21 protein-coding genes are annotated in these 26,219 nt (G+C 36.8%); 14 read left to right on the top strand and 7 right to left on the bottom strand.

From position 1 onward, the window contains the following. Window positions 1-8 precede the first annotated feature (8 nt). Window positions 9-779 (bottom strand): molybdate ABC transporter substrate-binding protein, encoded by a 771-nt coding sequence (gene modA / locus ASE74_RS14090; RefSeq protein WP_055910274.1) that lies wholly within the window; start codon window positions 777-779, stop codon window positions 9-11. Between the two features lie 29 nt (window positions 780-808). Next, on the bottom strand, window positions 809-1,315 hold the full coding sequence (locus ASE74_RS14085) for a molybdopterin-dependent oxidoreductase (protein WP_055910272.1): 507 nt from the start codon (window positions 1,313-1,315) through the stop codon (window positions 809-811). Window positions 1,316-1,612: 297 nt separating this feature from the next. Here ASE74_RS14085 and ASE74_RS14080 point away from each other — a divergent pair, with 297 nt between their 5' ends. Further along, window positions 1,613-2,818 (top strand): hypothetical protein, encoded by a 1,206-nt coding sequence (locus tag ASE74_RS14080; protein WP_055910433.1) that lies wholly within the window; start codon window positions 1,613-1,615, stop codon window positions 2,816-2,818. 83 nt (window positions 2,819-2,901) lie between these two features. Here ASE74_RS14080 and mnmE read toward each other — a convergent pair whose 3' ends face one another. After that, window positions 2,902-4,260, bottom strand: a complete 1,359-nt coding sequence (gene mnmE, locus ASE74_RS14075) for a tRNA uridine-5-carboxymethylaminomethyl(34) synthesis GTPase MnmE (protein ID WP_055910269.1) — start codon at window positions 4,258-4,260, stop codon at window positions 2,902-2,904. A gap of 289 nt (window positions 4,261-4,549) precedes the next feature. On the opposite strand from mnmE, the gene ASE74_RS14070 reads away from it, so the two are divergent. Next, on the top strand, window positions 4,550-5,677 hold the full coding sequence (locus ASE74_RS14070; protein WP_055910267.1) for an AI-2E family transporter: 1,128 nt from the start codon (window positions 4,550-4,552) through the stop codon (window positions 5,675-5,677). Window positions 5,678-5,905: 228 nt separating this feature from the next. Here the strand turns inward: ASE74_RS14070 and ASE74_RS14065 are convergent, their stop codons facing one another. Both ASE74_RS14065 and argS read right to left on the bottom strand, forming a co-directional pair. Then, window positions 5,906-6,676, bottom strand: a complete 771-nt coding sequence (locus ASE74_RS14065) for a TSUP family transporter (protein ID WP_055910265.1) — start codon at window positions 6,674-6,676, stop codon at window positions 5,906-5,908. 83 nt (window positions 6,677-6,759) lie between these two features. Continuing rightward, window positions 6,760-8,532 (bottom strand): arginine--tRNA ligase, encoded by a 1,773-nt coding sequence (gene argS / locus ASE74_RS14060; protein ID WP_055910263.1) that lies wholly within the window; start codon window positions 8,530-8,532, stop codon window positions 6,760-6,762. A 284-nt stretch (window positions 8,533-8,816) separates the two neighbouring features. Between argS and ASE74_RS14055 the strand changes: the two genes are divergently transcribed. From ASE74_RS14055 to ASE74_RS14025, 7 genes are all read left to right on the top strand, one after another. Next, window positions 8,817-10,262, top strand: coding sequence for an arginine deiminase family protein (locus tag ASE74_RS14055; RefSeq protein ID WP_055910260.1), 1,446 nt, complete (start codon window positions 8,817-8,819; stop codon window positions 10,260-10,262). Window positions 10,263-10,350: 88 nt separating this feature from the next. Beyond that, window positions 10,351-11,265: a citrulline utilization hydrolase CtlX gene (gene ctlX / locus ASE74_RS14050; protein WP_055910258.1), complete on the top strand. Its 915-nt coding sequence runs from the start codon at window positions 10,351-10,353 to the stop codon at window positions 11,263-11,265. Window positions 11,266-11,728: 463 nt separating this feature from the next. Continuing rightward, window positions 11,729-12,307: a PhnA domain-containing protein gene (locus ASE74_RS14045; RefSeq protein ID WP_055910256.1), complete on the top strand. Its 579-nt coding sequence runs from the start codon at window positions 11,729-11,731 to the stop codon at window positions 12,305-12,307. A 353-nt stretch (window positions 12,308-12,660) separates the two neighbouring features. Further along, window positions 12,661-14,049 carry an arginine decarboxylase gene (locus tag ASE74_RS14040; RefSeq protein ID WP_025146786.1) on the top strand — a complete coding sequence of 463 codons (1,389 nt, stop codon included), beginning with the start codon at window positions 12,661-12,663 and terminating at the stop codon, window positions 14,047-14,049. A 104-nt stretch (window positions 14,050-14,153) separates the two neighbouring features. Next, window positions 14,154-14,390, top strand: coding sequence for a DUF433 domain-containing protein (locus ASE74_RS14035; protein WP_082458783.1), 237 nt, complete (start codon window positions 14,154-14,156; stop codon window positions 14,388-14,390). Continuing rightward, window positions 14,383-14,736: a DUF5615 family PIN-like protein gene (locus ASE74_RS14030; RefSeq protein ID WP_055910253.1), complete on the top strand. Its 354-nt coding sequence runs from the start codon at window positions 14,383-14,385 to the stop codon at window positions 14,734-14,736. Before ASE74_RS14035 ends, ASE74_RS14030 begins: the two co-directional genes overlap by 8 nt. An 11-nt stretch (window positions 14,737-14,747) precedes the next feature. Beyond that, window positions 14,748-15,644 (top strand): DUF72 domain-containing protein, encoded by an 897-nt coding sequence (locus ASE74_RS14025; protein WP_055910249.1) that lies wholly within the window; start codon window positions 14,748-14,750, stop codon window positions 15,642-15,644. 117 nt (window positions 15,645-15,761) lie between these two features. On the opposite strand, the gene ASE74_RS14020 is transcribed toward ASE74_RS14025, so the two are convergent. After that, window positions 15,762-16,259 carry a DUF1579 domain-containing protein gene (locus tag ASE74_RS14020; protein WP_055910246.1) on the bottom strand — a complete coding sequence of 166 codons (498 nt, stop codon included), beginning with the start codon at window positions 16,257-16,259 and terminating at the stop codon, window positions 15,762-15,764. Between the two features lie 98 nt (window positions 16,260-16,357). Here ASE74_RS14020 and ASE74_RS14015 point away from each other — a divergent pair, with 98 nt between their 5' ends. From ASE74_RS14015 to ASE74_RS13995, 5 genes are all read left to right on the top strand, one after another. Beyond that, window positions 16,358-17,071: a 3'-5' exonuclease gene (locus tag ASE74_RS14015; RefSeq protein WP_055910244.1), complete on the top strand. Its 714-nt coding sequence runs from the start codon at window positions 16,358-16,360 to the stop codon at window positions 17,069-17,071. Next, entirely contained in the window at window positions 17,071-18,774 is a 1,704-nt protein-coding gene (locus tag ASE74_RS14010) for an ABC transporter ATP-binding protein (protein WP_055910234.1), read from the top strand. Before ASE74_RS14015 ends, ASE74_RS14010 begins: the two co-directional genes overlap by 1 nt. Before the next feature lie 80 nt (window positions 18,775-18,854). Beyond that, window positions 18,855-19,832, top strand: a complete 978-nt coding sequence (locus ASE74_RS14005; RefSeq protein ID WP_235526095.1) for an exo-alpha-sialidase — start codon at window positions 18,855-18,857, stop codon at window positions 19,830-19,832. 273 nt (window positions 19,833-20,105) lie between these two features. Next, window positions 20,106-22,238 (top strand): ribonuclease R, encoded by a 2,133-nt coding sequence (rnr, locus tag ASE74_RS14000; protein WP_055910228.1) that lies wholly within the window; start codon window positions 20,106-20,108, stop codon window positions 22,236-22,238. A 48-nt stretch (window positions 22,239-22,286) separates the two neighbouring features. Further along, window positions 22,287-23,261: a polyprenyl synthetase family protein gene (locus ASE74_RS13995; protein WP_055910224.1), complete on the top strand. Its 975-nt coding sequence runs from the start codon at window positions 22,287-22,289 to the stop codon at window positions 23,259-23,261. A 171-nt stretch (window positions 23,262-23,432) separates the two neighbouring features. Here the strand turns inward: ASE74_RS13995 and ASE74_RS13990 are convergent, their stop codons facing one another. Further along, window positions 23,433-24,263, bottom strand: coding sequence for a hypothetical protein (locus tag ASE74_RS13990; protein WP_055910222.1), 831 nt, complete (start codon window positions 24,261-24,263; stop codon window positions 23,433-23,435). Window positions 24,264-26,219: the final 1,956 nt, after the last annotated feature.

Below are 26,219 nucleotides of genomic sequence, written 5' to 3'. Positions count from 1 at the left end.
ATTTTTTTCTATTTTGGCAGATGATAACCATTGCTTGCTATTATTTTTCTGGCTGATGCCGATGAAAGATAATCATAAAATTTATTCGCTTTTGCCAAACCTGTCTTATTTGCATTAGCCAATAAGATAACAGCCTGTTCAATCCTGGCATAACTTTCCGGGTTAATTCTTGTCCATTTAAGTTTGGTTTTATCGCTGTTTTCATATAAAAAAGCCTCAGTTGTAAAACCCATGCTTACTACAGCTGTTTGGAGATAGGTGTTTACCTGAGAAATACTTTCTGCAAATACCAATTTAGGTGCAATTTGGCCCTCCAATTGGTAAAACTTTAGAGATTCTTGAGCAGCCCTTCCATATGGGGCAGTTTTTGGGTTCGCTATAGCCACCTTTTTAACCTGCTCACTTTTAATCATGGCCTGCCAGTTGCTGATATCACCATCAAAAGTACTGCAAACAATCAGGCTGCCGAGGGCATAAATTTTTGGTTTTTTGATTCCGTAACCTGCTTTAAAAAGTTTCTCCGGAAATTCGGTATCAGCTGAAAGAAAAAGATCATATGGTGCACCATTCATAATCTGCGCCGTTAATTTACCAGATGCTCCGATAATGGCTTCGGTTTCGATCCCTGTTTGTTTTTTAAAATCGAGCTGAAGTTTTTTGATCAGTCCTTGTGCATTGGCCGCTACGGCAATCCGCAATTTCTGAGCAGATGCACAGAAATGTACAGCAAGAAAAATCAACAATAAAAACCCAATGCGGACAATTTTAAATGGATTCATGTTATTAAATTAACAATTTACAGTGAATGTTACTTTGCAAAGCCGATTTTAATGCTGGTTACCTGTTTTATACATCTTGCCGGCTTTGTCTCATTTTGCACAATAATTCTGAAAGGTCCATCAGCAACAGGAAGTGGTTTTTTATCCATTGTATTTGTTAAAATAATCTTATCATCAGAAAATTGCGGGTCTAATTCGGCCAGTGAAAAAATAATCCGATATCCATCGCTGGCCTCTACCATTACATATTTAGTTAAATTATTCCCCCTAAGCTCCTTCCCCATTGTTGCGCCCGCCTTTATGAGTAAATCGGTCAATAGTACACCAGAATATTGATGGTCTTTATCATCACGATCTTTCCGAATTATTTCTACCCTTGGCATTTTGGCAAAATCTGATAAAGTTAGCACGTATGGTTTTGTAATTTCGCCGGTAATGTTTACACTGGCTTCTTTTTTTACCTGCGCATTGGCCAGGGATAAAAAGGAAACCGTAAATATCAGTTGCAGTAAAACTTTATTGAAATATTTTTTCATATTTAGGTTGTAAAAAGGATTGGAGAATTTGTGGTTGATCACAAAGGTAAAATCTGTGAGGTTATTTAAAAGATAAATGAACTTTCTTTTTTAATCTTATGATTATTTAATCTGCCGTTTTTAGCTTTAAATGATGTGAAAGAAATCTTTTGCCAGTTGTTAAGAAAATAAAAAAACTACTTTAGCATAAAAAGCACAAATCATAACGATAAGATGTGTGTTTTTAGCATTAATTTTCTAACGTTTCATTATATCCCGAACCTAAAAATTTTAGCCGAAAAATCAGCTTTAAACCATATGAGCCATAATCTAAAAAAGTTTCTCTTAAAATCTGCCATTGTACTTGCTGTTATACACTTTGCCTATTTTATTTATGGATATTTTAAATTTGCGGGCATAAAAGAAATCAATATTTATACTGAATTTTATCGTTTTAAGTTTTATGATGACGTATCCATTTCCCACTTCTTTATAACGGGTTTATTTTTACTAACGATACTTATTTTATTAATTAGAAATCACACTAAACAAAAGTACTCTGCTAAAAATCTGCTTACTATCGGGGCTGCTTTACTTGCTATAGTCTTACTATCCTTAACTTTCTTTATCAGTTATAGTTTCGGCTTAAATGCCAAGCTTAGGCAAGAATTACCTGAGAAAAAATTCAACGCTGATAAAACTTTATTGAATGTTCTAAATCCTTTTTTATACCCTGGTTCTGCCTACAATTCAGAAACATTATTTAATGTAACCAATATTCTTTATCCAAAGCCCTACCCCGTGGTTGAGGTGAGAGACACTGTGTTTTACGATTTAACCAATAAAGATTATTTTAGTCTGCAAACTGCCTACTACAGCATCGATACCTTAAAAATGCTTACTTCTGATTATGAAAAGTTAAAGGGCGCGACCAGTTCTGCGTCTGATTTTTTTGGCTTTGATCAGAAAGAAATACTGAAAAGAATTATTACAAAAACAGTTAGAAAAGACAGCACAGAAATTATATACAGAGGATCTGAAGTTAATCCGCAATACGATGACAACATTTGCATTTTTCTCGAAAACAAGATGTTGATCAGTCCCATTGAAGATCAAAATGTACCTAAACAGCAGCGTCAAAATGCCATACAACGGTATAGGTTACTTTATAAATTAAACAAGGATTCTTTATTGCAGTCTTTTAAAAAGCTTGATACACTATTTAAAAGATATAAGATTGAATCGTCTATTAATCCAACAGCTCTTACCCAGGATGTATTTCGTTTTCGGGATAAAGATCAGCAAGAGTTAAATCAGATCCGAAACAACTTTGACAGAAATGCCTTAATTGAAAAAATCAAAATCCTGAACCGGCTTTTTTACCAGCCAAGTTATTTTCATTCGTCCATCAGAATGATTTTCTTCATCGTACTATTCTCAACATGGTTATTCGGATTTATAATTTTTGTATCTGTGAATTTATTACGAAAACCGAAACAATTGGAAGTTAATGAATTGAAATAGTGAGTTTTATATCCTAATATTATCTTTAGAATAAAGAAACTAATTTATTAGTGATTATAATTTAATAGCAGAAATTGAGGTATTTATTTGCCGATACAAAACTTGGTAAAAATATTTTCTAATAAATCATCTGTTGTAACGGTACCGGTAATTTCACCAAGATAATGTAAAGCCTGCTTAATATCCATCGCTAAAAAGTCCGACGTAACAGGATTATCCACATTGGCCAGTACATTTTGTAAGGCATGTTCGGTTTGTTTAAGGGCTTCTACATGGCGGATGTTTGTTACCAAAGTTTCGCTGGTATTGATGTGGTGCAAATTCACCTGCTCCAGTAAAGTAATTTTCAATTCATCTATACCTTGTTTCTCTTTTGCAGAGATAAAAACCACATTTAACGCTTCGAAGGCTTTACGCTGGGCATCAGCAATCAAATCTGCTTTATTTACTAAAATTAAATATGGAATGGCCAGCTGTTCTAAACCGCGTACTTGCTCTTCAATTTCTTCGATGCTTTGAGCGGCATCGGCCATATAAATAATTAGCTTGGCCTGCTTCATTTTTTCCAAAGTACGCTCAACGCCCAATGCCTCAATAATATCAGCAGTATCGCGGATTCCGGCTGTGTCGATAAAGCGAAAAACTATGCCTCCTATCGTTAATTCATCTTCAATGGTATCGCGTGTTGTACCTGCAATATCAGAAACAATTGCACGCTCTTCATTCAACAAAGCATTCAATAATGTCGATTTGCCAACATTCGGTTTACCGGCAATAACAATCGGAACGCCATTTTTTATTACGTTGCCCATTTCAAAAGAGGAAATTAAGCGCTGTAATACATAGTTGATTTTATTAACCAGGTTTTTTAATTGCTCACGGTTGGCAAATTCTACATCCTCTTCGGCAAAGTCCAATTCAAGCTCAATCATCGAAGCGAAATGGATCAGTTGCTCACGTAATCCTTTTAATTCATTTGCAAAACCGCCGCGCATCTGTTGCATGGCTACATCATGCGAAGCTTTAGAGTTTGAAGCAATTAAATCTGCTACAGCTTCTGCCTGACTTAAATCGAAAGCACCATTTAAAAAAGCGCGTAAAGTAAATTCGCCAGGCTTGGCGGCACGTGCACCTTTACTAATCAACAAGTTAATTATCTGTTGAATAATATAATTAGAACCATGGCATGAAATCTCAACCACATTTTCTTTTGTATAGGATTTTGGCGCAACAAATAATCCTGCAACTACTTCATCAACAATATGATCACCATCTTTAACTAAACCAAAATGTAAAGTATGTGAAGCTTGCTTTTCTAAATCTTTTCCGGCAAAAACGGTATTGGTTAAAGAAATAGCCTCCGGACCAGATAAACGGATAACGCCAATGGCCCCAGAACCTGAAGGAGTTGATAAAGCAATAATGGTATCTTGATTGTACATGCGGTATTTTTAAAGCTGCAAAAATAAGCCTAATCAAGGGTATTATGGTGTGAGAGAAGTAATTTTTTTTATTGTAGACTCATTAGTTAATGGTATAACTGGTTTATTGCTCCTCATTGCTTCACCTATGGGTAAAGTAAGTGGTAATCAATTAAATTATAAATATACACACCTAGCATTAGGCTTAGCCTGTCAACTGTCGCCAAACCCATAAACTCTGGTGCTAAACCAACTAATTAAAACTTTTTCACAACAATGGTGTTTAAAACTGAAATCAGACTAAGCTTTTATGACTAACAATTTACCACTAACCGTTAAACGATCTATTGAGTTAATGGGCCTAATGGCTATTGTAGCGGTTATGGTAATCGGACGGGATATTATCATGCCAATGTTAATGGCCTTTTTCATTAGCATTATGCTCTTACCTGTTTACCGTTTTTTAAAAAGGAAGAAAATCCCCGAATCGTTTTCCATTATTATATCAATTTTGTTGGTTGCGCTTTTTGTTGGACTAATTGTTTGGTTTTTTTCCAACCAGATTGGCATTTTAGTTAAAGATTTCCCTCAAATAAAAGCCAATGTTACCCAGCATATCAATTCGTTAAGTGATTGGATCAGTAGAATTACGCACTATAACGACAAACAGCAAAAAGCATTTATACAAGACAAAAGCGACGATTTAATGAATATGGGCACCTCGCTTGCTGGTGGTGCAGCTGTAACGCTAAGTGGCATTTTTGTATTTATAGGTTTGTTGCCCATCTATATTTACCTGATGCTTTTTTATAAAGACATTTTATTGCGCTTCATTTTTATGTGGTTTAAAACCGACGATCACCCTAAAGTTAAAGAAGCGATTTACGAAACAGAATCCATTATCAAAAGCTATTTAATCGGACTCCTGATTCAAATCACCTATATGACGATTTTATTGGGTGGTATATTGATGCTGATCGGCATTAAACATGCGCTTTTAATAGGTGTTATTTTTGCCATCTTAAACCTGATCCCTTATGTGGGTGCCTTAATTGGTAACGTAATTGGTGTATTGCTTACCCTAACCTCCTCACAAGAATTGTGGCCGGTGGTTACAGTTTTAGGTGTAATTGCTTTTGTTCAGTTTCTGGATAACAATATATTGATGCCTAGGATTGTAGGCTCAAAAGTAAAAATCAATGCACTCTTTGCCATTCTTGGTGTATTTATCGGTGGAAGTATAGCTGGCATCTCCGGGATGTTCCTTGCCCTTCCAATTGTGGCGGTATTAAAAATTATCTTCGACCGTACTGAATCATTTAAACAGTGGGGTGTACTCCTTGGTGATGAACGGCCCGCTAGAAGCCCAATGACTTTTCCAATCTTTCGAAAAAGGAAACCTGTGGCAACTAAAACTGGGATTGAGAAGGATAGCTGATGGTTTATAGTTGATAGTTAATGGTCAATAGTCAATGGTTGATAGTTGATAGTTAATGGTTGATAGTTGAGAGTAAATGGCTAATAGTTAATAGTCAATTGTTGATTGTTCATAAAATGAAAAAGCATCGCTGGTTTAATCTGGCGATGCTTTTTTGGATATGCTATTTTCTATAAAAGAATGTTTTGTGAAAAATCTGATCTTTAATTATTTATCCATGTACTTCCATTATAATATCCAAACTTTCACAATATCATAGGCAAATCTTAAAATCGTTCCGAAAACTACAATCAGGAAAAATACCCTGATAAACTTATTCCCTTTTAACAAAGCTAATTTCGTCCCAAAAAAAGCACCTGTTAAGTTAAAAATAGCCATAGGAATTGCGTATTGAAACAGAATATGTCCGGAAGAACTGAAATAGATAATTGCTGCTAAATTTGTGGCCATATTTACAATTTTTGCATGTGCACTGGCTCCGATAAAGTCAAATCCCAATACCGCTATAAAAACTAAAATAAGAAAAGAGCCCGTTCCCGGCCCGATTAATCCATCGTAAAAACCAATCACTATCCCAAACAAACCCGCCATTAATACCTGTTTTTTAACGGAATGATCTTTTACCTGATGTATACCAAACTGTTTATTAAAGTAGGTATAAAGTGCAACCAAAATCAGCACAACCAGAATTACGGGTTTGATGACAGAATTATCGATCCTGCTCACCAGAAAAGCACCCAAAAGCGCAGCACAAAATGCAGTAAGCACACAAGCGGTAAGTACCTTATAATTAAAACGGACCTGTTTAGAATATTTAAATGCTGCAAGCGTGGTACCTGCTAAAGATGGAATTTTTGTAGTTCCTAAAAGGGTTGCTACAGGATAATGGGGTAAAATAAGCAAAATGGCGGGAGTTTGTAATAAACCGCCGCCACCTACAATAGCATCTATAAACCCGGCAGCAAACGCCACCAGACAGAGTAATATCAATTCGTACATCACAGAACTAGATTTTTAAGATAGTAAGATTCTATGCGCACATCCATAATCTCATCTCCATTTTCAATCCTACCTCTTCCACCTTACATCCGCTCTGGCGAAGTAATACCTAAAATCAACATTCCGGCGTGAATAATATCAGCCGTTTTTTTGCTCAGGTTTAAACGGAACTGTTTCGTTTCACCTTCTTCAGTTTTTACGATTGGTGGTACCTCATGGTAAAATTTATTGAATAGTTTCGCCAGTTCGTATAGATAATTGGCCAAACTTGCCGGACTATAAGCATTAGCCGCAATAGCAATTTCTGCAGGGTATTTGGCCAGTTGCAGAATCATTTCCAATTCTACTGCTGATATTCCTGAAAAATGCTCACTGCCCACTGCGAACTTATAATCGGTTTTACTTAGTAAAGATTTTATCCTTGCATGTGTATACTGAATAAAAGGACCTGTATTACCTTGAAAATCAATACTTTCAGCAGGATTAAATAACAAACGCTTCTTAGGCTCCACCTTTAAAAGAAAATACTTTAAAGCCCCTAAACCAATATTTTTATACAGTTCTTCTTTATCTTCTTCACTAAAATCGTTGGTTTTACCCAATTCTTCCGTTTTTTCGCGGGCGGTAGTAACCATGCTTTCAATTAACTCGTCGGCATCTACAACAGTTCCCTCACGGCTTTTCATTTTACCGTTTGGCAAATCTACCATGCCATATGAAAGGTGATATAAACCTTTCGCCCAGCTTTTGCCTAGTTTTTCTAAAATCAGAAACAATACTTTAAAGTGGTAATCCTGCTCATTTCCCACAACGTAAATCGACTCATCCATATCGAAATCGTCGTGTTTCATCTCAGCAGTTCCTAAATCCTGTGTAATGTAAACGGAAGTTCCATCAGCACGCAAAACTAATTTTTGGTCTAAACCATCGGCAGTTAAATCAATCCATACCGAACCATCTTCCTTTTTAAAGAAAACGCCTTTTGCTAAACCTTCATCAACTGTTCCTTTCCCTAACAGGTAGGTATTGCTTTCGTAATAAAATTTATCAAAATCAACTCCCAGGTTTTTATATGTAACATTAAAGCCAGCATATACCCATTCGTTCATGGTTTTCCAAAGCGAAACCACTTCTTTATCCCCTTGCTCCCATTTCAAAAGCATGTGTTGCGCTTCCTTAATTAATGGGGCATTTTTCTTAGCTTCCTCTTCTGTTTGTCCTTCAGCTTTTAAAGCATCAATTTCTTTTTTGTATTCTTTATCAAAAATTACATAGTATTTGCCAACCAGGTGATCACCTTTTAAACCGGTACTTTCTGGCGTTTCGCCATTGCCCCATTTTTGCCAGGCCAACATCGATTTACAAATGTGGATGCCACGATCGTTCACCAAATTTACTTTCACTACATCGTAACCGTAAGCTTTTAGCAATTCTGAAACCGAATAGCCCAACAAGTTATTACGTACATGCCCAAGGTGAAGCGGCTTATTGGTATTTGGCGAAGAATATTCTACCATTACCTTTTTACCGTTCGGTGCAAAAACGCCAAAATTGTGGGATAAGATTTCTTCGTTAAACTGTTTTAAGAAATAACTTTCGGCAATGCTTAAGTTTAAAAAGCCTTTAACCACATTAAATTTAGTAATATCGGCTACGTTAGCAACCAAATATTCGCCAATTTCTGTAGCGGTTTGCTCTGGCGATTTCTTCGAAATTTTAGTAATCGGAAAAACAACTATAGTTGCTTGTCCTTCAAATTCTTTACGGGTTTCTTGTATGTTGATTACACTTTCGGCTATCTCTTCCTTATAAAGTTCAGAAATGGCTTTTTGCGTTTCGGCAATAATAAAATTCATGCGCCAAAAATATGTAAAAAAGGTGGAAGGTGAAAGGCTTAAGGTGGAAGGTTTTCGAGCTTTTAAAGGGTTTGGAAAGCTAATATAGTGCGAATCGGTTCCGATAGTCCTTCTTTCCGCTATAGTCCCGATTGAAGGAATCGGGAGCTGTCGCTTCAATAAGGTTTAAGGAGGTTAGTTTTGTGCAATAAATAAACCTATCTCCATATTGGTCTATCTCAAATCTATCAACTCAATTCTCTTATCTGAATTTTTCTAATAGATTTGCAATAACTAACTTTTTTATGAGCGAGCAGAACCAAAATTTTAAAGTGAGCGTAAATACCGAAATCGGTCGCTTGCGTAAATTATTGATACACAGTCCGGATAGTGGATTAGGCAAAGTGGTACCTTCTAAAGCGCAGGATTGGCTTTTCGAAGATATTGTACATTTAGATACCATCCGTAAAGGAGAATACGATTATTATATCAAGTTGCTGATGTATTTTCTTGATCCTGATAAGATTAAAGGAAAATTGGCCGAAATAGATTCAGAAGCCTCAGCACGTAATTTTTATAAACCCAATCATCCTGATTTTCATAATTCTACATCTGTAATTGAGATTCAGAATTTGTTAAGTGAAATGCTGGAGAATGAATCTATCCGCAAAAAACTGGTTGCTGCTGTTTGTGCGATTGAAGGCTGTACTTACAAAGTGCAGTTAGCATTAACCAATACCGATCCAAAGCAATTGGCAGAGATTTTCATCTCAGGTACTTTGGCCAACGATACCATGATTTTTGCGCCGATTCCCAATTTAATTTTTACCAGGGATGTGGGTACAACAATCAATAACCACATCTTGTTAAATAAACCTGCAAAAAAAGCTCGCGTTAGAGAAACGCTTTTAATGCGCTATATTTTCTTCAATCATCCACTGTTTGAGGGCTATCGCAATAACATTCTTGAAATTCCGGATGTTACCATGCACTTTTTACGCCCCGGTGATGAGCCTGCTTTCAGCACCACTTTAGAAGGTGGCGACGTGATGATGGTGAGTCCTAACCATGTGCTGATTGGTTGTAGTGAAAGAACCTCAGAACATGGCGCCAACGAAGCGATAAAATTGTTGTTCGATCAGGATGTGGTAGAAAAAGTTACGGTGGTTAAAATACCAAGCAAACGTGATTATATGCACCTAGACACCGTTTTTACACAGGTTAAACGCAATACCTGGGTAATTTTAAATTCGATTGCCCATTCGCCTAAATATAATCCTTACGAGCCCATTAATTTTTTAAAAGAGCCCGAAAAATTAGAAGCTACCACCGCAATTCAATTTACGAAAGCAAACCCACAAGAGCCAAAACACTTCGAACATGTAGAAGCTTTATTGAATGATATTAGTCAGAACGATTTAAAAAGTACCGAACCAACACAAATCATCTATAGCGGAAACAATCAGTTCCCCTACGATTCTCGTGAGCAATGGACAGATTCTTGCAACCTTTTAGCCATTAAAGAAGGTGTTGTTTTAGGTTACGATAGAAATGATAAAACCGTTGAAGCCTTTAAAGCTGCTGGCTTTGATGTAGTGGATGTGAAAGATTTGATTGAGGATTTAGAAAGTGGCAAAGTAAATGCGGAAACCATAACCGATACATTGATTTTAATGCCTTCGGCAGAACTATCGCGTGCCCGTGGTGGTTTTCATTGTATGAGCCTGCCAATTTTAAGAGACAATTTATAAATTTACCCATCGTCATACCGAATTTATTTTGGCATCTTAATAAAAAGAGTTCCTCAAATGAATTCAGAATGACGCATAAAGAAAAGGAATGCAAACAACAAACCATATCCTCATGATCCGTCCTGTTGATTTTAAATTCAACACACAAACGGCCGGAAATAATAAGTTTCAAATTGCATCTACAGAAACTGATGTGCAAAAAGCGGCTTTACAAGAGTTTGATGCCTTTGTGGATTTATTAAGAAAAAATAATGTTGATGTAACGGTTATAGATGATACTTTACAACCCGAAACACCAGATTCCATTTTTCCAAACAACTGGGTTTCTTTTCATGATGATGGCTCAGTATATCTTTACCCGATGTTTTCTGAAAACCGCCGCTTAGAGCGAAGGAAAGAAATTCTGGATGGATTAAAAGAGAATTTCGAAGTTAACCACATCAGCGATTTAAGCTTTTATGAACAGCAACACGCTTTTTTAGAAGGTACAGGAAGTATGGTATTGGATCGTACCAATAAAATTGCTTATGCCTGTTTAAGTGTGCGCACTGATGAAGAAGTGTTGAACAATTTCTGTATGCTAACCGGATTTGAGCCAGTGGCTTTTCAAGCCGTTGATGGATCAAATTTCCCGATTTACCACACCAATGTGATGATGTGTATTGGCGATCGCTTTGCGGTTATCTGCCTGGACTCCATTAAAGATCCGGAAGAAAAATTAAATGTAACCATCAGTTTAAAAGGAAGTGGAAAAGAAATCATTGAAATCAGCCTTGAGCAAATGAACAAATTTGCAGGTAATATGCTACAGGTTACCAATGTGGATGATGAAAGTTTATTGGTGATGTCTGAGCAAGCTTATCTATCTTTAAACACCGAACAGATAACTGCACTTGAACAATACAGCAGAATCATTTACGCACCACTTTACACGATCGAAAAAAATGGCGGCGGCAGTGCAAGATGCATGCTGGCTGAGATACATTTGCCGAGTAAATTGTAGCTATAAAAGATTAGCTCGTTAGCCAACAATCATGTGAATGAGTTAATAATGAAATGTTGTAAAAATCAGTCGTTATTTCGACTGGAGCGCAGCGAAATGGAGAAATCTTTGAACTGTATTTATCCCTCGCCATGGTTCGTGTCTCCACGAACCATTTTTAGTTTTGCCATGGAGACTCGGAGCACACGGAAAATTCTATCGCGTTAGCACACTCGCTATTCAACCTTCAAATAGCAGCACCGGGCTGATTTAATAAACCTGATCGGAATGAACACGAGTGCAACGAAGTAAAATGAAGAGCAGGACTAACCCCAACCTATAAAACAGGAACCTGCTTTCCAAATGATCAGAAAACAGTCTCTCTCTAATGCCGGCGAAATGACAATCTATATTTACTTCTCCCCTTTTTACAATCATCTATTCCGATTAGTTTTATTACTTTCGCCAAAAATCCAGTATCAATATGTCTTTAGCACAAGAATTACAATCCCGTTCGGGCAATAAATGCGAATTATGCACTGCTGAAACCAATTTAACGGTGTACGAAGTACCGCCAACCAGCAATGCCAATAGCGATAACAGCATTTTAGTATGTAAAACCTGCTTAAACCAGATTGAAAAAACCGAACAGCTTAATCCTGAACATTGGAAAATACTAACCGAAACCATGTGGTCGGAATTTGCCCCGGTACAGGTTGTTGCCTGGAGAATGTTGAGCAGATTGAGAAATGAAGGTTGGGCAGCAGATAGTCTGGATATTTTATACCTTGAAGAGGAAACTTTGGATTGGGCTAAAAAAACCGGCGATCACGAGCAAGATGGAACAGTAGAATTTCATCAAGACAGTAACGGAACGCGCTTATTTGAAGGCGATACCGTGGTATTGGTTAAAACCCTTGATGTTAAAGGATCAACTTTGAGCGCTAAATTGGGTACCGTAGTTAAAAATATCCGTTTGGTTCATGATAATACTGAGCAAATTGAAGGTAAGGTTGAAGGACAAACCATTGTAATTTTAACCAAATACCTTCGCAAAGGATAATGTATTATTTTAGGATTGATAAGACTGCTCGCTATTAAACCAAAATAAAAGCACAGTTTTTGCAAAATAAATCTGGATCAGAACGATCATCCCATTCTTATAAGGATACAGTTTAGCGCAGGGCCAACCTAAACCCATAAAATAGTGCCTTGCTTTGAAAACGCTTAACACTATTCTATACAAAGCACTGATTTACAGGTGATTATTTAAACATAACCACACATTTTCTTACTAAAACAATTTACCAATATTTTTTGTAGTTAGGCTAAGCGTTTCCTTACAGTAAAAATATTTTTATTAAAGATTAATTCTCGATTTAAAATTACATTTTTGCAAAAATTATTTAAAAGTAAATGCAGAGTTACTCAGAATTTCTTGATCTAAGTGTTGGTTTCCCTCAAGAGGGTTTCGATGTTATAGATGATGAGTTATATTTTCAGGATTTAAACCTGATGGAAATGATCGAAACTTACGGTACTCCCCTACGTTTCACGTACTTACCAATGGTGAGTAAGAAGATTCAGCAGGCGAAGATTCTTTTCCAGACCGCTATTTTAAAGAACAATTATCGTGGCGATTATAAATATTGCTACTGTACAAAAAGCTCGCATTTTAAGCATATTGTAGAAGAAGCTTTAAAAAACAACATCCACTTAGAAACATCTTCGGCTTTTGATATGCCAATGGTTGATGCCTTGGAGAAAAAAGGTGTGTTAACGAAAGATACCACCATTATTTGTAACGGCTTTAAAACCTATCAGTACAAACAATATATCATTGATATGTTGCATGATGGTTATACCAATATTATCCCGGTTTTAGACAATAAAGAAGAGTTTAATCTTTTTGATGATGAGGTTGATATTGATACCCCTTGTAACCTAGGTATCCGCATTGCTGCTGAAGAGCAACCTGATTCGCAGTTTTATACTTCGCGTTTAGGTGTGCGTATGGAAGATATTATTGATTTTTACAATAACAAAATCGTTCATAATCCTAATTTCAGGGTTAAATTATTACACTTTTTCATCAACTCAGGAATTACCGATTCGCCATACTATTGGAATGAGTTAGAGAAATACGTAACACTTTATTGCAAGTTCAAAAAAATCAATCCTGATTTAGATACCCTGGATATCGGTGGTGGAATGCCATTTAAAGATTCGCTGGTATTCGATTTCGATTACGAATATATGGTAAACGAAATTGTAAAAAGGATTAAAGAAATCTGCGCCATCCACGAAGTAATGGAGCCAGATATTATTACTGAATTTGGTAAATACACGGTTGCTGAGGCTTCTGGTATCCTTTACAAAGTATTGGGCCGTAAACAGCAGAATGACCGTGAGCGCTGGTTAATGTTGGATGGTTCTTTCATCACAAATTTACCTGATGTTTGGGCACTAAACCAAAAATACATTTTATTGCCAATCAATAACTGGGATGCTGAATATGAGCGGGTTAACTTAGGTGGAATAACCTGTGATGGACAGGATTATTACAACCAGGAAGCACATATGAACAGCGTATTTATGCCTAAAACACGTAAAGTTCAGTATTTAGGCTTCTTCCATACCGGGGCTTACCAGGAGGTACTAAGCGGTTATGGTGGTATTCACCACTGTTTATTGCCAAGTCCAAAACATGTTTTGATCCGCAGAAACCGCGATGAAAGTTTCAATTTTGAGGTTTTTGGAGAAGAACAAAACAGCAAGCAAGTATTGAAGATTCTGGGTTACTAAATCAGTCGCAGTTCAATCTGAGATATACAAAAAACAAAGTCAAACATTACAAAACATACAAATACCCCGGTTTTTTTACTGGGGTATTTTTTTTATATTTGAGTATGGCACATGAACAAATTAAGTTATTCGATCGGATCATTGCAACAGATGGTTTGATGGGAGGAAGACCTACAGTGCGTGGGTTAAGATTCCCAGTTTCTGATGTACTGGAATTATTGGCAAGCGGCATGAGTGAAGATCAAATATTAGAGGAACATCCCATCCTCGAGAAAGAAGATATTAGAGCGGTTCTCTTGTATAGCGCACAAAAAGTAAATGAGGACTTAATGTATGAATAATTGGGAAATTTGGACCGACACCAATATATCCCCTATTATTGCCAAATGGCTTTCAGAATACACAAATTTTAAAACAAAATCTTCTTTTAGTCTAAACTTACATTCGGTAGATGACTTTACCATTTTTAGAATGGCTCAAATTAAAAAGAATGTTATAATTATATCCAAGGATTCAGATTTTAAAGAATTAATCGATTGGTTTGGTGCTCCTCCCAAGCTTATTCTTATTAAATTCGGCAATTGTTCAAATAAACTTTTTTGGCAAAAATTAGAACCAAAGATTAATTCAGCATTAGAAGTTCTTTTAAATAAAAAAGAGGAAGTAAATGTAATAAGTATCACTTAATAAATTTTTAAATGCAATTCGGTAAAGTAGACGACCCTTCGATTATAGATTATACCCTCCCTGCGGATGCTCCTGAAACGGAAGCAGTTTTGGCAGCAAATAAACCAAAACAATCCTTTAAAGCTTATGTAGGCTGTGCAAAATGGAATAAGGCCGACTTGAAAGGTTTTTATCCAAAAGGAACAAAAGATGAATTAACTTATTATTCTACACAATTTAATTCGATTGAGCTCAATGCTACATTTTATGGAATGCCAACGAGCGAGCAAGTAATTACCTGGACGCAAAAAACACCGGCAGATTTTAAGTTTTTCCCAAAACTGACCAATACCATCAGTCACTTTAAAAGATTAATCAACGTTAAAGAACCTGTAGAACAATATTGCGATGCCATCAGTAATTTTGAAGATAAATTAGGAATGGCTTTTCTTCAATTGCATGATAATTTTAAACCCAAAGATTTCGAAAGGTTAAAAATTGTAATTAATGAGTTTCCGAAAGTAATTCCTTTAGGGGTTGAAGTCAGAAATACCGAATGGTTTTCAAACCCTGCTATTGCCAATGAATTTGCACAGTTATTTCAGGAAAATGGCATTTCAAATATTATTGTTGATACTGCTGGCCGAAGAGATATGCTCCATATGCGTTTAACTACCCCAACAGCTTTTGTGCGCTTTGTAGGTGCAAATGATGATGAAATTGATAAAAAACGTTTAAACGACTGGATTGAAAGAATTGTAATTTGGAAAGAACAAGGTTTACAAAACCTATATTTCTTTGTACACCAGAATGTTGAACTATCCTCACCCTTGTTTTCAGCTTATTTTACTGAAAAGCTGAATAAAGCTGTTGGAACAGATTTAAAAATTCCGGTAATGGCAAATCAGGCTTCACCAAGCTTATTTTAGTTTTATTTACGGTACGTCATTCTCGCGTATGCGGGAATCTTAATACACCTTACACGAGCTATTAAGATTCCCAATCAACCCGATAGCTATCGGGTTGGGAATGACGACTTTTCTAAATTATTTTCTCTTGTAAACCGTTTCTGTAGCTTTTGCTTCTTCACCTTCCGGAGAAACATTAAAGGCGGTTAATATAAACTCATTATCTGCAATAATTTCCAAAGTTGTTTGCCAGCCCCAAAGCTGCTCACCATATTCCGGATTGCCGTATTCGCCAAAAACAGAAAAACCTTTTGTTGTAGCCTCACCTCTCGAAAGCATAATCTGCGTACCCATGTGGAAACTATCTATCCAACTTGTTGTAAATCTTTGGTAAGGAATATCGAAACCGATAATCATTTTGCCTTCAACAGCTTTTCCTTCTAAACTTCCCTGGTAATCAAGAGAAATAAAACGGTTACCCAAAATTGAAGTAATTTTTGCTTCAACTGGAGATTCATCTGCGAGCAAATCCTTTTCGAACCAGGTTTTGGTTGTCCCATTCCAGGTGCCTATCAAACTTTGAAGCTGTTGGTGAACGCCGTCTGCTAAAGATTGCTCAAATTTACTCTTCGCCATAATCCAAACTTATAAAATTTAAGTTGTAATGTTTAATTGTTTGCATAGGAGATTTTGAAATCAAAATTGTAAATTGTTGACAGAAACCTATTTATATTATGCTAAAGGCGTTAGATCTCAATCAGGTTATGGTTATCGATATCGAAACTGTACCACAATACCCATCTTATCAAGATGTACCTCCACAATTTCAAGAACTTTGGGATCAAAAAACGCATTATCAGCGAAATTCTGAACAAACGGCAGAAGAGTTTTACGAAAAAGCCGGAATAATGGCTGAATTTGGAAAAATCATCTGTATCAGCATGGGAATTTACAATGAAAACGAAAAATCAAGTACTTTGAGAATCAAATCCTTATTTGGTGACGATGAAAAGGAAATATTGCAACAATTTTCATCTTTATTAAGTAAACAGATACCAACCTTAATGTTTTGTGCACACAATGGAAAGGAATTCGATTTCCCCTATATTTGCCGCAGGTTACTCGTAAATGGAATTGAAATACCTGTTCAGCTACAACTTTCGGGTAAAAAACCTTGGGAAGTAAATCATATTGATACGATGGAACTCTGGAAATTTGGCGATTACAAACATTTTACCTCTTTAAATTTATTGGCAGCAATTTTAGACATCCCCACGCCTAAAGATGACATTAATGGCGCTCAGGTAAGGCAGGTTTATTATGAAGAAAAAAATCTCGATCGGATTGTTACCTATTGCCAGAAAGATGTAATTACTACCGCCCAGGTACTGTTAAAATTTAAAGGTATGGATGTTATTCCAGCAGAAAACATTACAATTGTAGCCTAATGTTAAACGTTGCGCATTTAAATATCGATTTTTATAACCAAGATGAGAAAACTTGGTTTAAGGCTGTAAAACAGATTAGTTTTAATGTAAAAAAAGGAACTGTTTTGGGTATTGTTGGCGAATCAGGCTCCGGGAAGTCGGTAACCTCTTTCTCCATTATGCGCTTACATGATGAAAAATCGGCAAAAATCACCGGAGATATCGATTTTGAAGACATTAGTTTGCTCAATCTCAGCTCAAACGAAATCCGTCAGATCAGGGGAAATCAGATTTCAATGATTTTCCAGGAACCTATGACTTCTCTAAATCCAGTTTTTACTTGTGGTGAACAGGTGGCTGAAGCCATTATGCTGCATCAAAAAGTGGGTAAAACTGAAGCAAAAAAACATACCATCGCACTTTTTAACGAAGTGCAGTTACCACGACCAGAAAAAATTTTCGACAGTTACCCTCACCAAATATCAGGCGGACAAAAGCAAAGGGTAATGATTGCCATGGCATTAAGTTGCGATCCAAAATTATTAATCGCCGACGAACCTACGACAGCTTTAGACGTTACTGTTCAGAAAACAATTTTACAGCTCCTGTTAAAACTGAAACAGGAACGGAATATGGCAATGATTTTTATTTCTCACGATTTGGGGGTAGTAAATGAAATTGCCGACGAAGTTGCCGTAATGTACAAAGGTGAAATTGTAGAACAAGGACCGGCAAAATCAATTTTTGAAAATCCTCAACACCCATATACCAAAGGTTTACTCGCCTGCAGGCCCTCCCCTAACTTACAATTAAAGAAATTGCCTATCGTAGCTGATTTCCTCACCGGAAAGATTGAAGATGCTTCAGCACATTTACAAGCAGCAAATCAATTAACTGCGACTGAGATTGAAGCGCGAAGGGAGAAATTGTATGCACAACAACCTTTGCTCCAGATTAAGAATTTATGTACCTGGTATCCCATAAACCAGGGTATATTTGGCAAAACAACTGATTATGTTAAAGCTGTTGATAATTTAAATTTCGAAGTATTTCCTGGCGAGACTTTAGGTTTGGTTGGTGAATCTGGCTGTGGTAAAACTACGCTGGGGCGTACCATTTTAAGATTGATCCAGCCAACATCTGGCGAAATCATATTCGATGGAGATGATATTACACACATTTCAAAAAGTGATCTGCGAAAATTAAGGAAAGACATTCAAATCATTTTTCAGGATCCCTACGCCTCGCTAAATCCTAAATTAAGTATTGGTCAGTCGATATTAGAACCCTTACAAGTTCATAAACTACACCACAATGATGCCGAACGTAAACAAAAGGTGTTGGAATTGTTGGATAAAGTAGGTTTAAAAGCTGAACATTATAACCGGTATCCACATGAGTTTAGTGGCGGGCAACGACAGCGCGTAGTAATTGCCAGGGCTTTGGCCTTAAAACCTAAATTCATCATCTGTGATGAATCCGTATCCGCCCTGGATGTTTCAGTACAGGCACAGGTTTTAAACCTAATTAAGGATCTTCAGCGCGAATTTGGGCTTACCTATATTTTCATTTCTCATGATTTAGCCGTTGTAAAACATATTTCAGATCGGATATTGGTTATGAATAAAGGAAAAATTGAAGAAGAAGGTTTTCCTGAACAAATATTCTATAGCCCAAAAGCAGAATATACCAAAAAATTAATCGCCGCCATTCCTGGAAATTAATTGCTATGCCTAAGCAAAAAATATTTTTGTTAATCATACTCTTTTTACTTTCTTTTAACTGCATTGCTCAACGAAATACGTTGGTTACAGTTATAAAAAGAGAGAGTATTTTTGAGCATGCACCATTTGAAGCCTGCCATGCCTCTACACTTTGCGAGCTGAAAAAAGGCACAATAATGGCCGCCTGGTTTGGCGGAAAACATGAAGGAAGTAACGATGTTGCAATTTGGATAGCAACACAAGAACATGGCAAGTGGAGTACACCCATTAAAATTGCCACAGGCATAACAAGTAATAACCTTCCGATAGCCTGTTGGAACCCTGTATTGTTTAAAACCAGAAACGGAACTTTATTTTTACATTATAAAGTTGGTGCAAACCCCAGGGCATGGTGGGCAGAATATAAAATATCAAATAATGACGGCAAAACCTGGTCGGCTGCTAAAAAGCTTCCTCAGGGGTTTTTAGGTCCGATAAAAAATAAACCTGTTCAGCTTAAAAACGGAACAATTCTATATCCATCAAGCACCGAGAGTTTAGATGAAAAAACATGGAAAATTCACATTGAAAAATCTGATAGTGATGTAAAAAACTGGAAGAAAATTGAAATCAATTGTGATACTTTCGGAGTAATACAACCCTCTATTTTATCTTATCCTAACGGAAAATTACAGTTGTTATGTAGAAGCAGGCAAAATGTAATTGTAGAAAGCTGGTCGGAAGATAATGGCGAAAACTGGTCTAAACTAAGTGCCACAACTATGCCAAATCCAAATTCAGGAAGCGATGCAGTTACTTTAGCGGATGGAAGGCAATTGTTGATTTACAATCCTTTAATATCAGGAAAAAATTGGTGGGAAGGAAGATCAATTTTGAAATTAGCTATTTCTGCAGATGGAAAAAACTGGCAGGACATTTACACTTTGGAAAAGCACGACAAAGGTGAATACAGCTACCCAGCAATTATTCAGGACAAAAAAGGAAACATACATTTAACCTACACAGCAGAAAGAAAAAAGATTAACTATGCTGAGATTAAGTTAAGCACGGGCTTGTAGCTTATAAGATGCTACGATTAACGGAAATAGGGTTAAAAATGAAATTTTATTTATTTTTTAATGGATGTTGGTCAATAGTTAATAGTCAGATCGCTAGCTTCACTGTTATTGAAAATGAATCATGAAACATAAAACCGTAGGAAATTTCAAATATCAATCCACAAATAGACGATAAACAGATGAACTAAAAACCATCATTCATTTTACATATTGTCTGCTATATTTTCCATCCTGAGCATCTTTTCTGTATCTTCGGTAAATTCAGTTTAGCATATGGCAAAGAAAAAATCGGCAAATATAAAATTGGTTCTGAATCAATTGGTTAGTGATGTTTTTGAAAAAAACAATAATCAGCTGCTTAATTACAAGCAGGTTTCGGCGAAATTAAATTTGAACGATCAGGAATCTAGAGAAACGATTCTGGAAATCTTAAAAGAGGGAAAAGGTGCAGGAATTTTCTTAGAGCCTGAAAAAGGTAAATTTAAACTTAAAGAACTTCAAAACTTCATAATCGGAACGGTTGATATGACTGCCGATGGTTCCGCATACATTGTACCCGAAGATGAATTTGAGAAAGATATATTCGTTGCCCCACGTAAGCTTAAAAATGCTTTACACGGCGACACTGTAAAGGCTTATGTTTTCGCGAAAAAAAGCGGCCGTAAAAATGACGGTGAAGTTGTTGAAATTATAAAAAGAGCCAAATCAGATTTCACTGGTGTAATTAAAATATCCGATCGTTTTGCTTTTGTAATTGCAGACGATAAAAAAATGATGCACGATATTTTTGTCCCTCTGGCCGATACCCATGATGCAAAAAACGGTCAGCGCGTATTGGTAACCTTATCAGATTGGCCCGAAAGTGCTAAAAATCCAATAGGAATTGTTAAACACGTGTTGGGCAACCAGGGTGAGAATAATACCGAAATGAATGCAATTTTAGCACAATACGGTTTCCCACTCGAATTTCCTCCACAAGTGGAACGTGAAGCAAACGCCATTCCTGAAGAAATTCCTTCATCAGAAATTGCCAAAAGAAAAGATTTTAGAAATGTTTTAACCTTTACCATAGATCCGGCTGATGCGAAAGATTTCGATGACGCCATCTCTTATCAAAAACTTCCTAACGGAAATCATGAAATCGGGGTACATATTGCTGATGTTTCACACTATGTAATTCAGGGAACTGAACTGGATAAAGAAGCGTACAGCCGTGCCACTTCTGTTTACCTGGTAGATCGTGTAATTCCGATGTTGCCCGAACGCTTAAGTAATGGTGTATGTTCATTACGTCCTCACGAAGACAAATTGTGCTTTGCAGCAGTTTTCGAACTGGATGAGCAAGCCAATATTCAATCCGAATGGTATGGAAGAACGGTTATCCATTCAGACAGGAGGTTCAGTTATGAAGAAGCACAGGAAGTAATCGAGAACAAGGCTGGAGACTACGCTCAGGAGATTTTAAAACTGAATGAGTTGGCTTATATTCTGCGCGATCGTAAATTTAAAAATGGTGCCATCAGTTTCGAAAGTACCGAAGTAAAATTCAAATTAGACGAATCTGGAAAACCAATAGGTGTATATGTTAAAGAACGTAAAGATGCGCATAAACTCATCGAAGATTATATGCTTTTGGCCAATCGGAAAGTAGCCGAATTTATTGCCAAGAAAACAAAGGGAAAAGACAAATTAACTTTTGTTTATCGGGTACACGATTCGCCAAACATGGAAACCTTAAATACCTTTGCAACTTTTGCTTCCCGTTTCGGTTACAAAATCAATACAAAATCAGACAAAGAAATTGCCAAATCTTTAAATAATTTAATGGCTGATGTTGAAGGAAAAAAAGAACAAAATATTCTTACATCGCTTGCGATCCGCTCAATGGCAAAAGCCATATATTCAACTAAAAAAACCAGTCATTATGGCCTGGCATTCGAATATTATACCCACTTTACTTCCCCTATCCGTCGTTATCCCGATGTAATGGCACACAGGCTTTTACAAACTTATTTGGATGGCGGCAAATCGGCTGATATGGAATTTTACGAAGTGGCCTGTGTACATTCATCAGCGATGGAGAAAAGAGCTGCAGATGCAGAACGCGCTTCCATTAAATACAAACAAGCCGAATACTTAGAAAACAATATCGGTACCGAATATAAAGGCATTATTTCAGGTGTTACTGAATGGGGCATGTACGTAGAAATCGAAGAGAACAAATGCGAAGGAATGATCCGTTTAAGGGATATATCAGACGATTTTTATGTACTCGATGAGAAAAATTACTGTATTGTTGGTCAGCGTAAAAAGAAAAAGTACCAGTTGGGAGATGAAGTGATGATTAGGGTGAAAAAAGTAGATCTTTCTAAACGACAAATCGATTTCACCTTAATTCCAGATTAAAAAATATAAAATTGTGTCTTAAACACAGTGTTTTCGCAATAATTACAAATGCATACTACAGAGCAATTACAACAAATTTTAGATACTGCAATACAAAATTTAAAGTTTCCGGATCACCCAAAACAGCTTTACGATCCGATTACTTACATTATCAACCTTGGTGGCAAACGTGTTAGGCCACTCCTGGTTTTGATGGCAACAGAATTGTTTGGAGAAGATGCAAATGAATCAATCCACGCCGCAATGGCCATTGAGGTTTTTCATAACTTCACACTGGTTCACGACGACATTATGGACAATGCACCACTGCGCAGAGGCAAAGCTACTGTACACGAAAAATGGAGCACAAATATTGCCATTTTAAGTGGTGATGTAATGATGGTTGAAGCGAACAAAAACCTCGCAAAAGTTAATTCTGCATTCTTAGGTCCTGTATTAAACACATTTAATGCAACTGCACAAGGTGTTTGCGAAGGCCAGCAACTGGATATGGAATTTGAAGGCCGCGATGACGTAAGTATTGAAGAATACATCAACATGATCAGGTTAAAAACGGCTGTTCTCTTAGGTGGCGCATTAAAGCTTGGAGCAATCATCGCTGGTGCATCAGAAAAAGATGCAGATTTAATTTATCAGTTTGGCGAAAACATTGGTATTGCTTTTCAATTACAGGATGATATTTTAGATGTTTACGCTGATCCTGAAAAATTCGGGAAACAGGTTGGTGGCGATATTATTGCCAATAAAAAAACCTTTCTCTTATTAAAAGCCTTTGAACTTGCCGATGGAGAAACCAGGGCTTCATTAGATACCTGGACGGCATATAAAGAATTTAACTCACAAGAAAAAATAGATACTGTACGCCAGGTATACGATACTTTGGACATTCAGGATATTGCCAAAGAAAGCATGAACAATTACCTTAACAAAGCTTTAGCAGTATTCGCACAGATTAATGTGAGTGATGAAAAGAAATCAAATCTATTAACGCTTACAGAGCAATTAATGGCCAGGGAGTATTAATTAAGGAGAGTTGTCAACTTCTATAGCCAAACGGCCAGAAAGTTGACAACTCTGTATTTCCTTTTACACTTCAGTCTGAATTTGTTGATTACTTTTTACGTTAAAATTTAAAGATTTTTTCCTCAACTATCTCACAATGAAGTATTTATGCGTAATGGTAAAATCAGTAGGTTAAGCCTTTACCAACTTATACTTTATCCAAAAATCAGAAGTTTTTGCTGTCGATTCACCACCATCCGATGGTCGCTGACCTCCACCTCCCATTCTTCCACCGCCGCCCATGCCGCCACGGCCCATACCTCCGCTACCCATTCCGCCTCTACCGCCTGATCTCCCTCTGCTATTGCCATCACCTCCAGGTTTACCTTCTCTCTTAAAGCCAGATTTATTTGGTTCATTAATTTTTATATTATAAACCAAAGCTTTTTTAAGATCTAAACCTACCTGTAATTGTGCTAATGGAATGCTCAACTCGTAAATTAGGTCTCTATTGGGATGAATGCTCATTCCAGTTTCTAATCCAACTTGGTTTGTAGCTGGCAACTCACCATCGGGTATATTTTTAAATCCCGAAACTCGAATGCTTTTATTCATCGCTACAGGATCGTGTGTTGCTCCGTCAGGCGATAGAGGCGCATGGTGTTCTTCTCCTTCTGTTGGCATTGGAGGCCTATCCATTAAAGGAAAAGTCAACTTCATTCCATCCTTTTTCTTGCCTTCAGTATTGATGTTAAGCGTAATTCCGCCCCTTAATACACTAAAAGTGGTTTGTGGGTCTAGCGATTCTATAATGATGTATAGATTTTTATCATCGTTTGCAAGGGCAAAAGCAAGTTTAGTGGCATCATTGTATTGGTTAAGCGGCTCGTTCCATTCATTTGATACGCCATCGGCCTTGAAAGGTTTAACCATCCGGATATTTTCTTCTACATCTTGTGCTCGAACAGAAAGACCACCCAGTATAATAGAAAAAACAGCTAAATTGAGTATTTTAAAATTCATTGTAATTTAATTTATATGCGAATGTATCGCGATGAATTGTTAAATTTTGTTATTTAACAGGCTTTAACAATTATGTAGAAATGGAGCGGGAGATTAGTAAGGGAAATCACTTGCAAACCAGTTTTGATTTTAGCATTCAAAAATCGTCTTCCTGAATCCTAAGAGCAATCGTATTCCTAAACTTGTTTTAGGATCTTTAAATTGATTTGTTCTGTTTCAATAGATGCTGAAATAAATTCAGCAGGACGCGTATCTGGCAATATCGTATTCTTGAATACTAAGAGCAAACGTCTTCCTAAATCCTAAGAGCAATCGTCTTCCTGAACTTGTTTCAGGATCTTTAACTTGAGTTGTTTTTGCAAATAGATGCTGAAATGAATTCAGCAGGACGCGTATCTGGCAATACCGTATTCCTGAATCCTAAGAGCAATCGTCTTCCTGAATCCTATGAGCAATCGTCTTCCTGAACTTGTTTCAGGATCTTTAATTTGAGTTGTTCTGCTACAATAGTTGCTGAAATAAATTCAGTAAGACGCGTATCTGGCAATATCGTCTTCCTGAATCCAAAGCGCAATCGAATTCCTGAATCCTAAAAGCAATCGTTTTCCTGAATCCAAAGCGCAATCGTCTTCCTGAACTTGTTTCAGGATCTTAACTTGAGTTGTTTTGTAAATAGATGCTGAAATGAATTCAGCAGGACGAGTATCTGGCAATATCGTATTCCTGAATCCTAGGAGCAATCGTATTCGTGAATCCTAAGCGCAATCGTCTTCCTGAACTTGTTTCAGGACCTCTAATTTGAGTAGTTTCTGTAAATAGATGCTGAAATAAATTCAGCAGGACGCATATCTGGCAATATCGTCTTTCTGAATCCTAAGCGCAATCGTATTCCTGAATCCTTGGAGCAATCGTCTTCCTGAACTTTTTTCAGGATCTATAATTTGAGTAGTTTTTGTAAATAGATGCTGAAATGAATTCAGCAGGACGCAAACCCGGCAATATCGTATTCCTGAATCCTAAGAGCAATCGTCTTCCTGAACTTGTTTCAGGATCTCTAATTTGAGTAGTTTTTGTAAATAGATGCTGAAATAAATTCAGCAAGACGCATGCATGGCAATATCGTATTCCTGAATCCTAAGAGCAATCGTATTCCTGAATCCTAAGAGCAATCGTTTTCCTGAATCCAAAGCGCAATCGTCTTCCTGAACTTGTTTCAGGATCTTAACTTGAGTTGTTTTGTAAATAGATGCTGAAATAAATTCAGCAGAACGCGTATCTGGCAATATCGTATTCCTGAATCCTAAGCGCAATCGTCTTTCTGAATCCTAAGCGCAATCGTATTCCTGAATCCTAGGAGCAATCGTCTTCCTGAACTTGTTTCAGGATCTTTAAATTGAGTTATTCTGTTACAATAAATGCTGAAATAAATTAAGCAGGACACGTATCTGGCAATATCGTCTTTCTGAATCCTAAGAGCAATCGTATTCCTGAATCCTTAGAGCAATCGTATTCCTGAATCCTTAGAGCAATCGTCTTTCTGAATCCTAAGAGCAATCGTCTTCCTGAACTTGTTTCAGGATCTTTAAATTGATTTGTTCTGCTACAATAGATGCTGAAATAAATTCAGCAGGACGCGTATCTGGCAATACCGTATTCCTGAATCCTAAGCGCAATCATCTTCCTGAACTTGTTTCAGGATCTCTAATTTGAGTTGTTCTGTTTCAATAGATGCTGAAATAAATTCAGCAGGACGCGTATCTGGCAATCTAAGTACGGAATTCGTTATAACCCAATTGTGCCACCCTTAACCTAATCGAAAAGAATTTGAAAATCGACCAAACAACAAAAAACTATAATCGAGTAAGAAGCAGGGAATTAGTTTCCCTGCTGTCTCCTCACACCACCGTACGTACCGTTCGGTATACGGCGGTTTGTTAGAATAACTTCGTTTGGTGT

Origin of the sequence: Pedobacter sp. Leaf216 (assembly GCF_001421515.1) — a bacterium.
In the GTDB taxonomy this organism is placed as follows: Bacteria; Bacteroidota; Bacteroidia; order Sphingobacteriales; family Sphingobacteriaceae; genus Pedobacter.
Note: the sequence above shows the minus strand (reverse complement) of the source record. Positions and strands in the feature narration are given on the sequence as shown.

Bases quoted from the DNA above. Each gene is read 5' to 3' on its own strand.
- ASE74_RS14035 (WP_082458783.1), top strand. From the start codon at position 14,154: ATGGCACATGAACAAATTAAGTTATTCGATCGGATCATTGCAACAGAT.
- ASE74_RS14070 (WP_055910267.1), top strand. From the start codon at position 4,550: ATGACTAACAATTTACCACTAACCGTTAAACGATCTATTGAGTTAATG.
- ASE74_RS14085 (WP_055910272.1), bottom strand. From the start codon at position 1,315: ATGAAAAAATATTTCAATAAAGTTTTACTGCAACTGATATTTACGGTT.
- ASE74_RS14020 (WP_055910246.1), bottom strand. From the start codon at position 16,259: ATGGCGAAGAGTAAATTTGAGCAATCTTTAGCAGACGGCGTTCACCAA.
- ASE74_RS14055 (WP_055910260.1), top strand. From the start codon at position 8,817: ATGAGCGAGCAGAACCAAAATTTTAAAGTGAGCGTAAATACCGAAATC.
- ASE74_RS14010 (WP_055910234.1), top strand. From the start codon at position 17,071: ATGTTAAACGTTGCGCATTTAAATATCGATTTTTATAACCAAGATGAG.
- ASE74_RS13995 (WP_055910224.1), top strand. From the start codon at position 22,287: ATGCATACTACAGAGCAATTACAACAAATTTTAGATACTGCAATACAA.
- ASE74_RS13990 (WP_055910222.1), bottom strand. From the start codon at position 24,263: ATGAATTTTAAAATACTCAATTTAGCTGTTTTTTCTATTATACTGGGT.
- modA (WP_055910274.1), bottom strand. From the start codon at position 779: ATGAATCCATTTAAAATTGTCCGCATTGGGTTTTTATTGTTGATTTTT.
- ASE74_RS14065 (WP_055910265.1), bottom strand. From the start codon at position 6,676: ATGTACGAATTGATATTACTCTGTCTGGTGGCGTTTGCTGCCGGGTTT.
- rnr (WP_055910228.1), top strand. From the start codon at position 20,106: ATGGCAAAGAAAAAATCGGCAAATATAAAATTGGTTCTGAATCAATTG.
- ASE74_RS14015 (WP_055910244.1), top strand. From the start codon at position 16,358: ATGCTAAAGGCGTTAGATCTCAATCAGGTTATGGTTATCGATATCGAA.
- ASE74_RS14030 (WP_055910253.1), top strand. From the start codon at position 14,383: ATGAATAATTGGGAAATTTGGACCGACACCAATATATCCCCTATTATT.
- ASE74_RS14040 (WP_025146786.1), top strand. From the start codon at position 12,661: ATGCAGAGTTACTCAGAATTTCTTGATCTAAGTGTTGGTTTCCCTCAA.
- ASE74_RS14080 (WP_055910433.1), top strand. From the start codon at position 1,613: ATGAGCCATAATCTAAAAAAGTTTCTCTTAAAATCTGCCATTGTACTT.
- ASE74_RS14025 (WP_055910249.1), top strand. From the start codon at position 14,748: ATGCAATTCGGTAAAGTAGACGACCCTTCGATTATAGATTATACCCTC.
- ASE74_RS14045 (WP_055910256.1), top strand. From the start codon at position 11,729: ATGTCTTTAGCACAAGAATTACAATCCCGTTCGGGCAATAAATGCGAA.
- ctlX (WP_055910258.1), top strand. From the start codon at position 10,351: ATGCAAACAACAAACCATATCCTCATGATCCGTCCTGTTGATTTTAAA.
- argS (WP_055910263.1), bottom strand. From the start codon at position 8,532: ATGAATTTTATTATTGCCGAAACGCAAAAAGCCATTTCTGAACTTTAT.
- mnmE (WP_055910269.1), bottom strand. From the start codon at position 4,260: ATGTACAATCAAGATACCATTATTGCTTTATCAACTCCTTCAGGTTCT.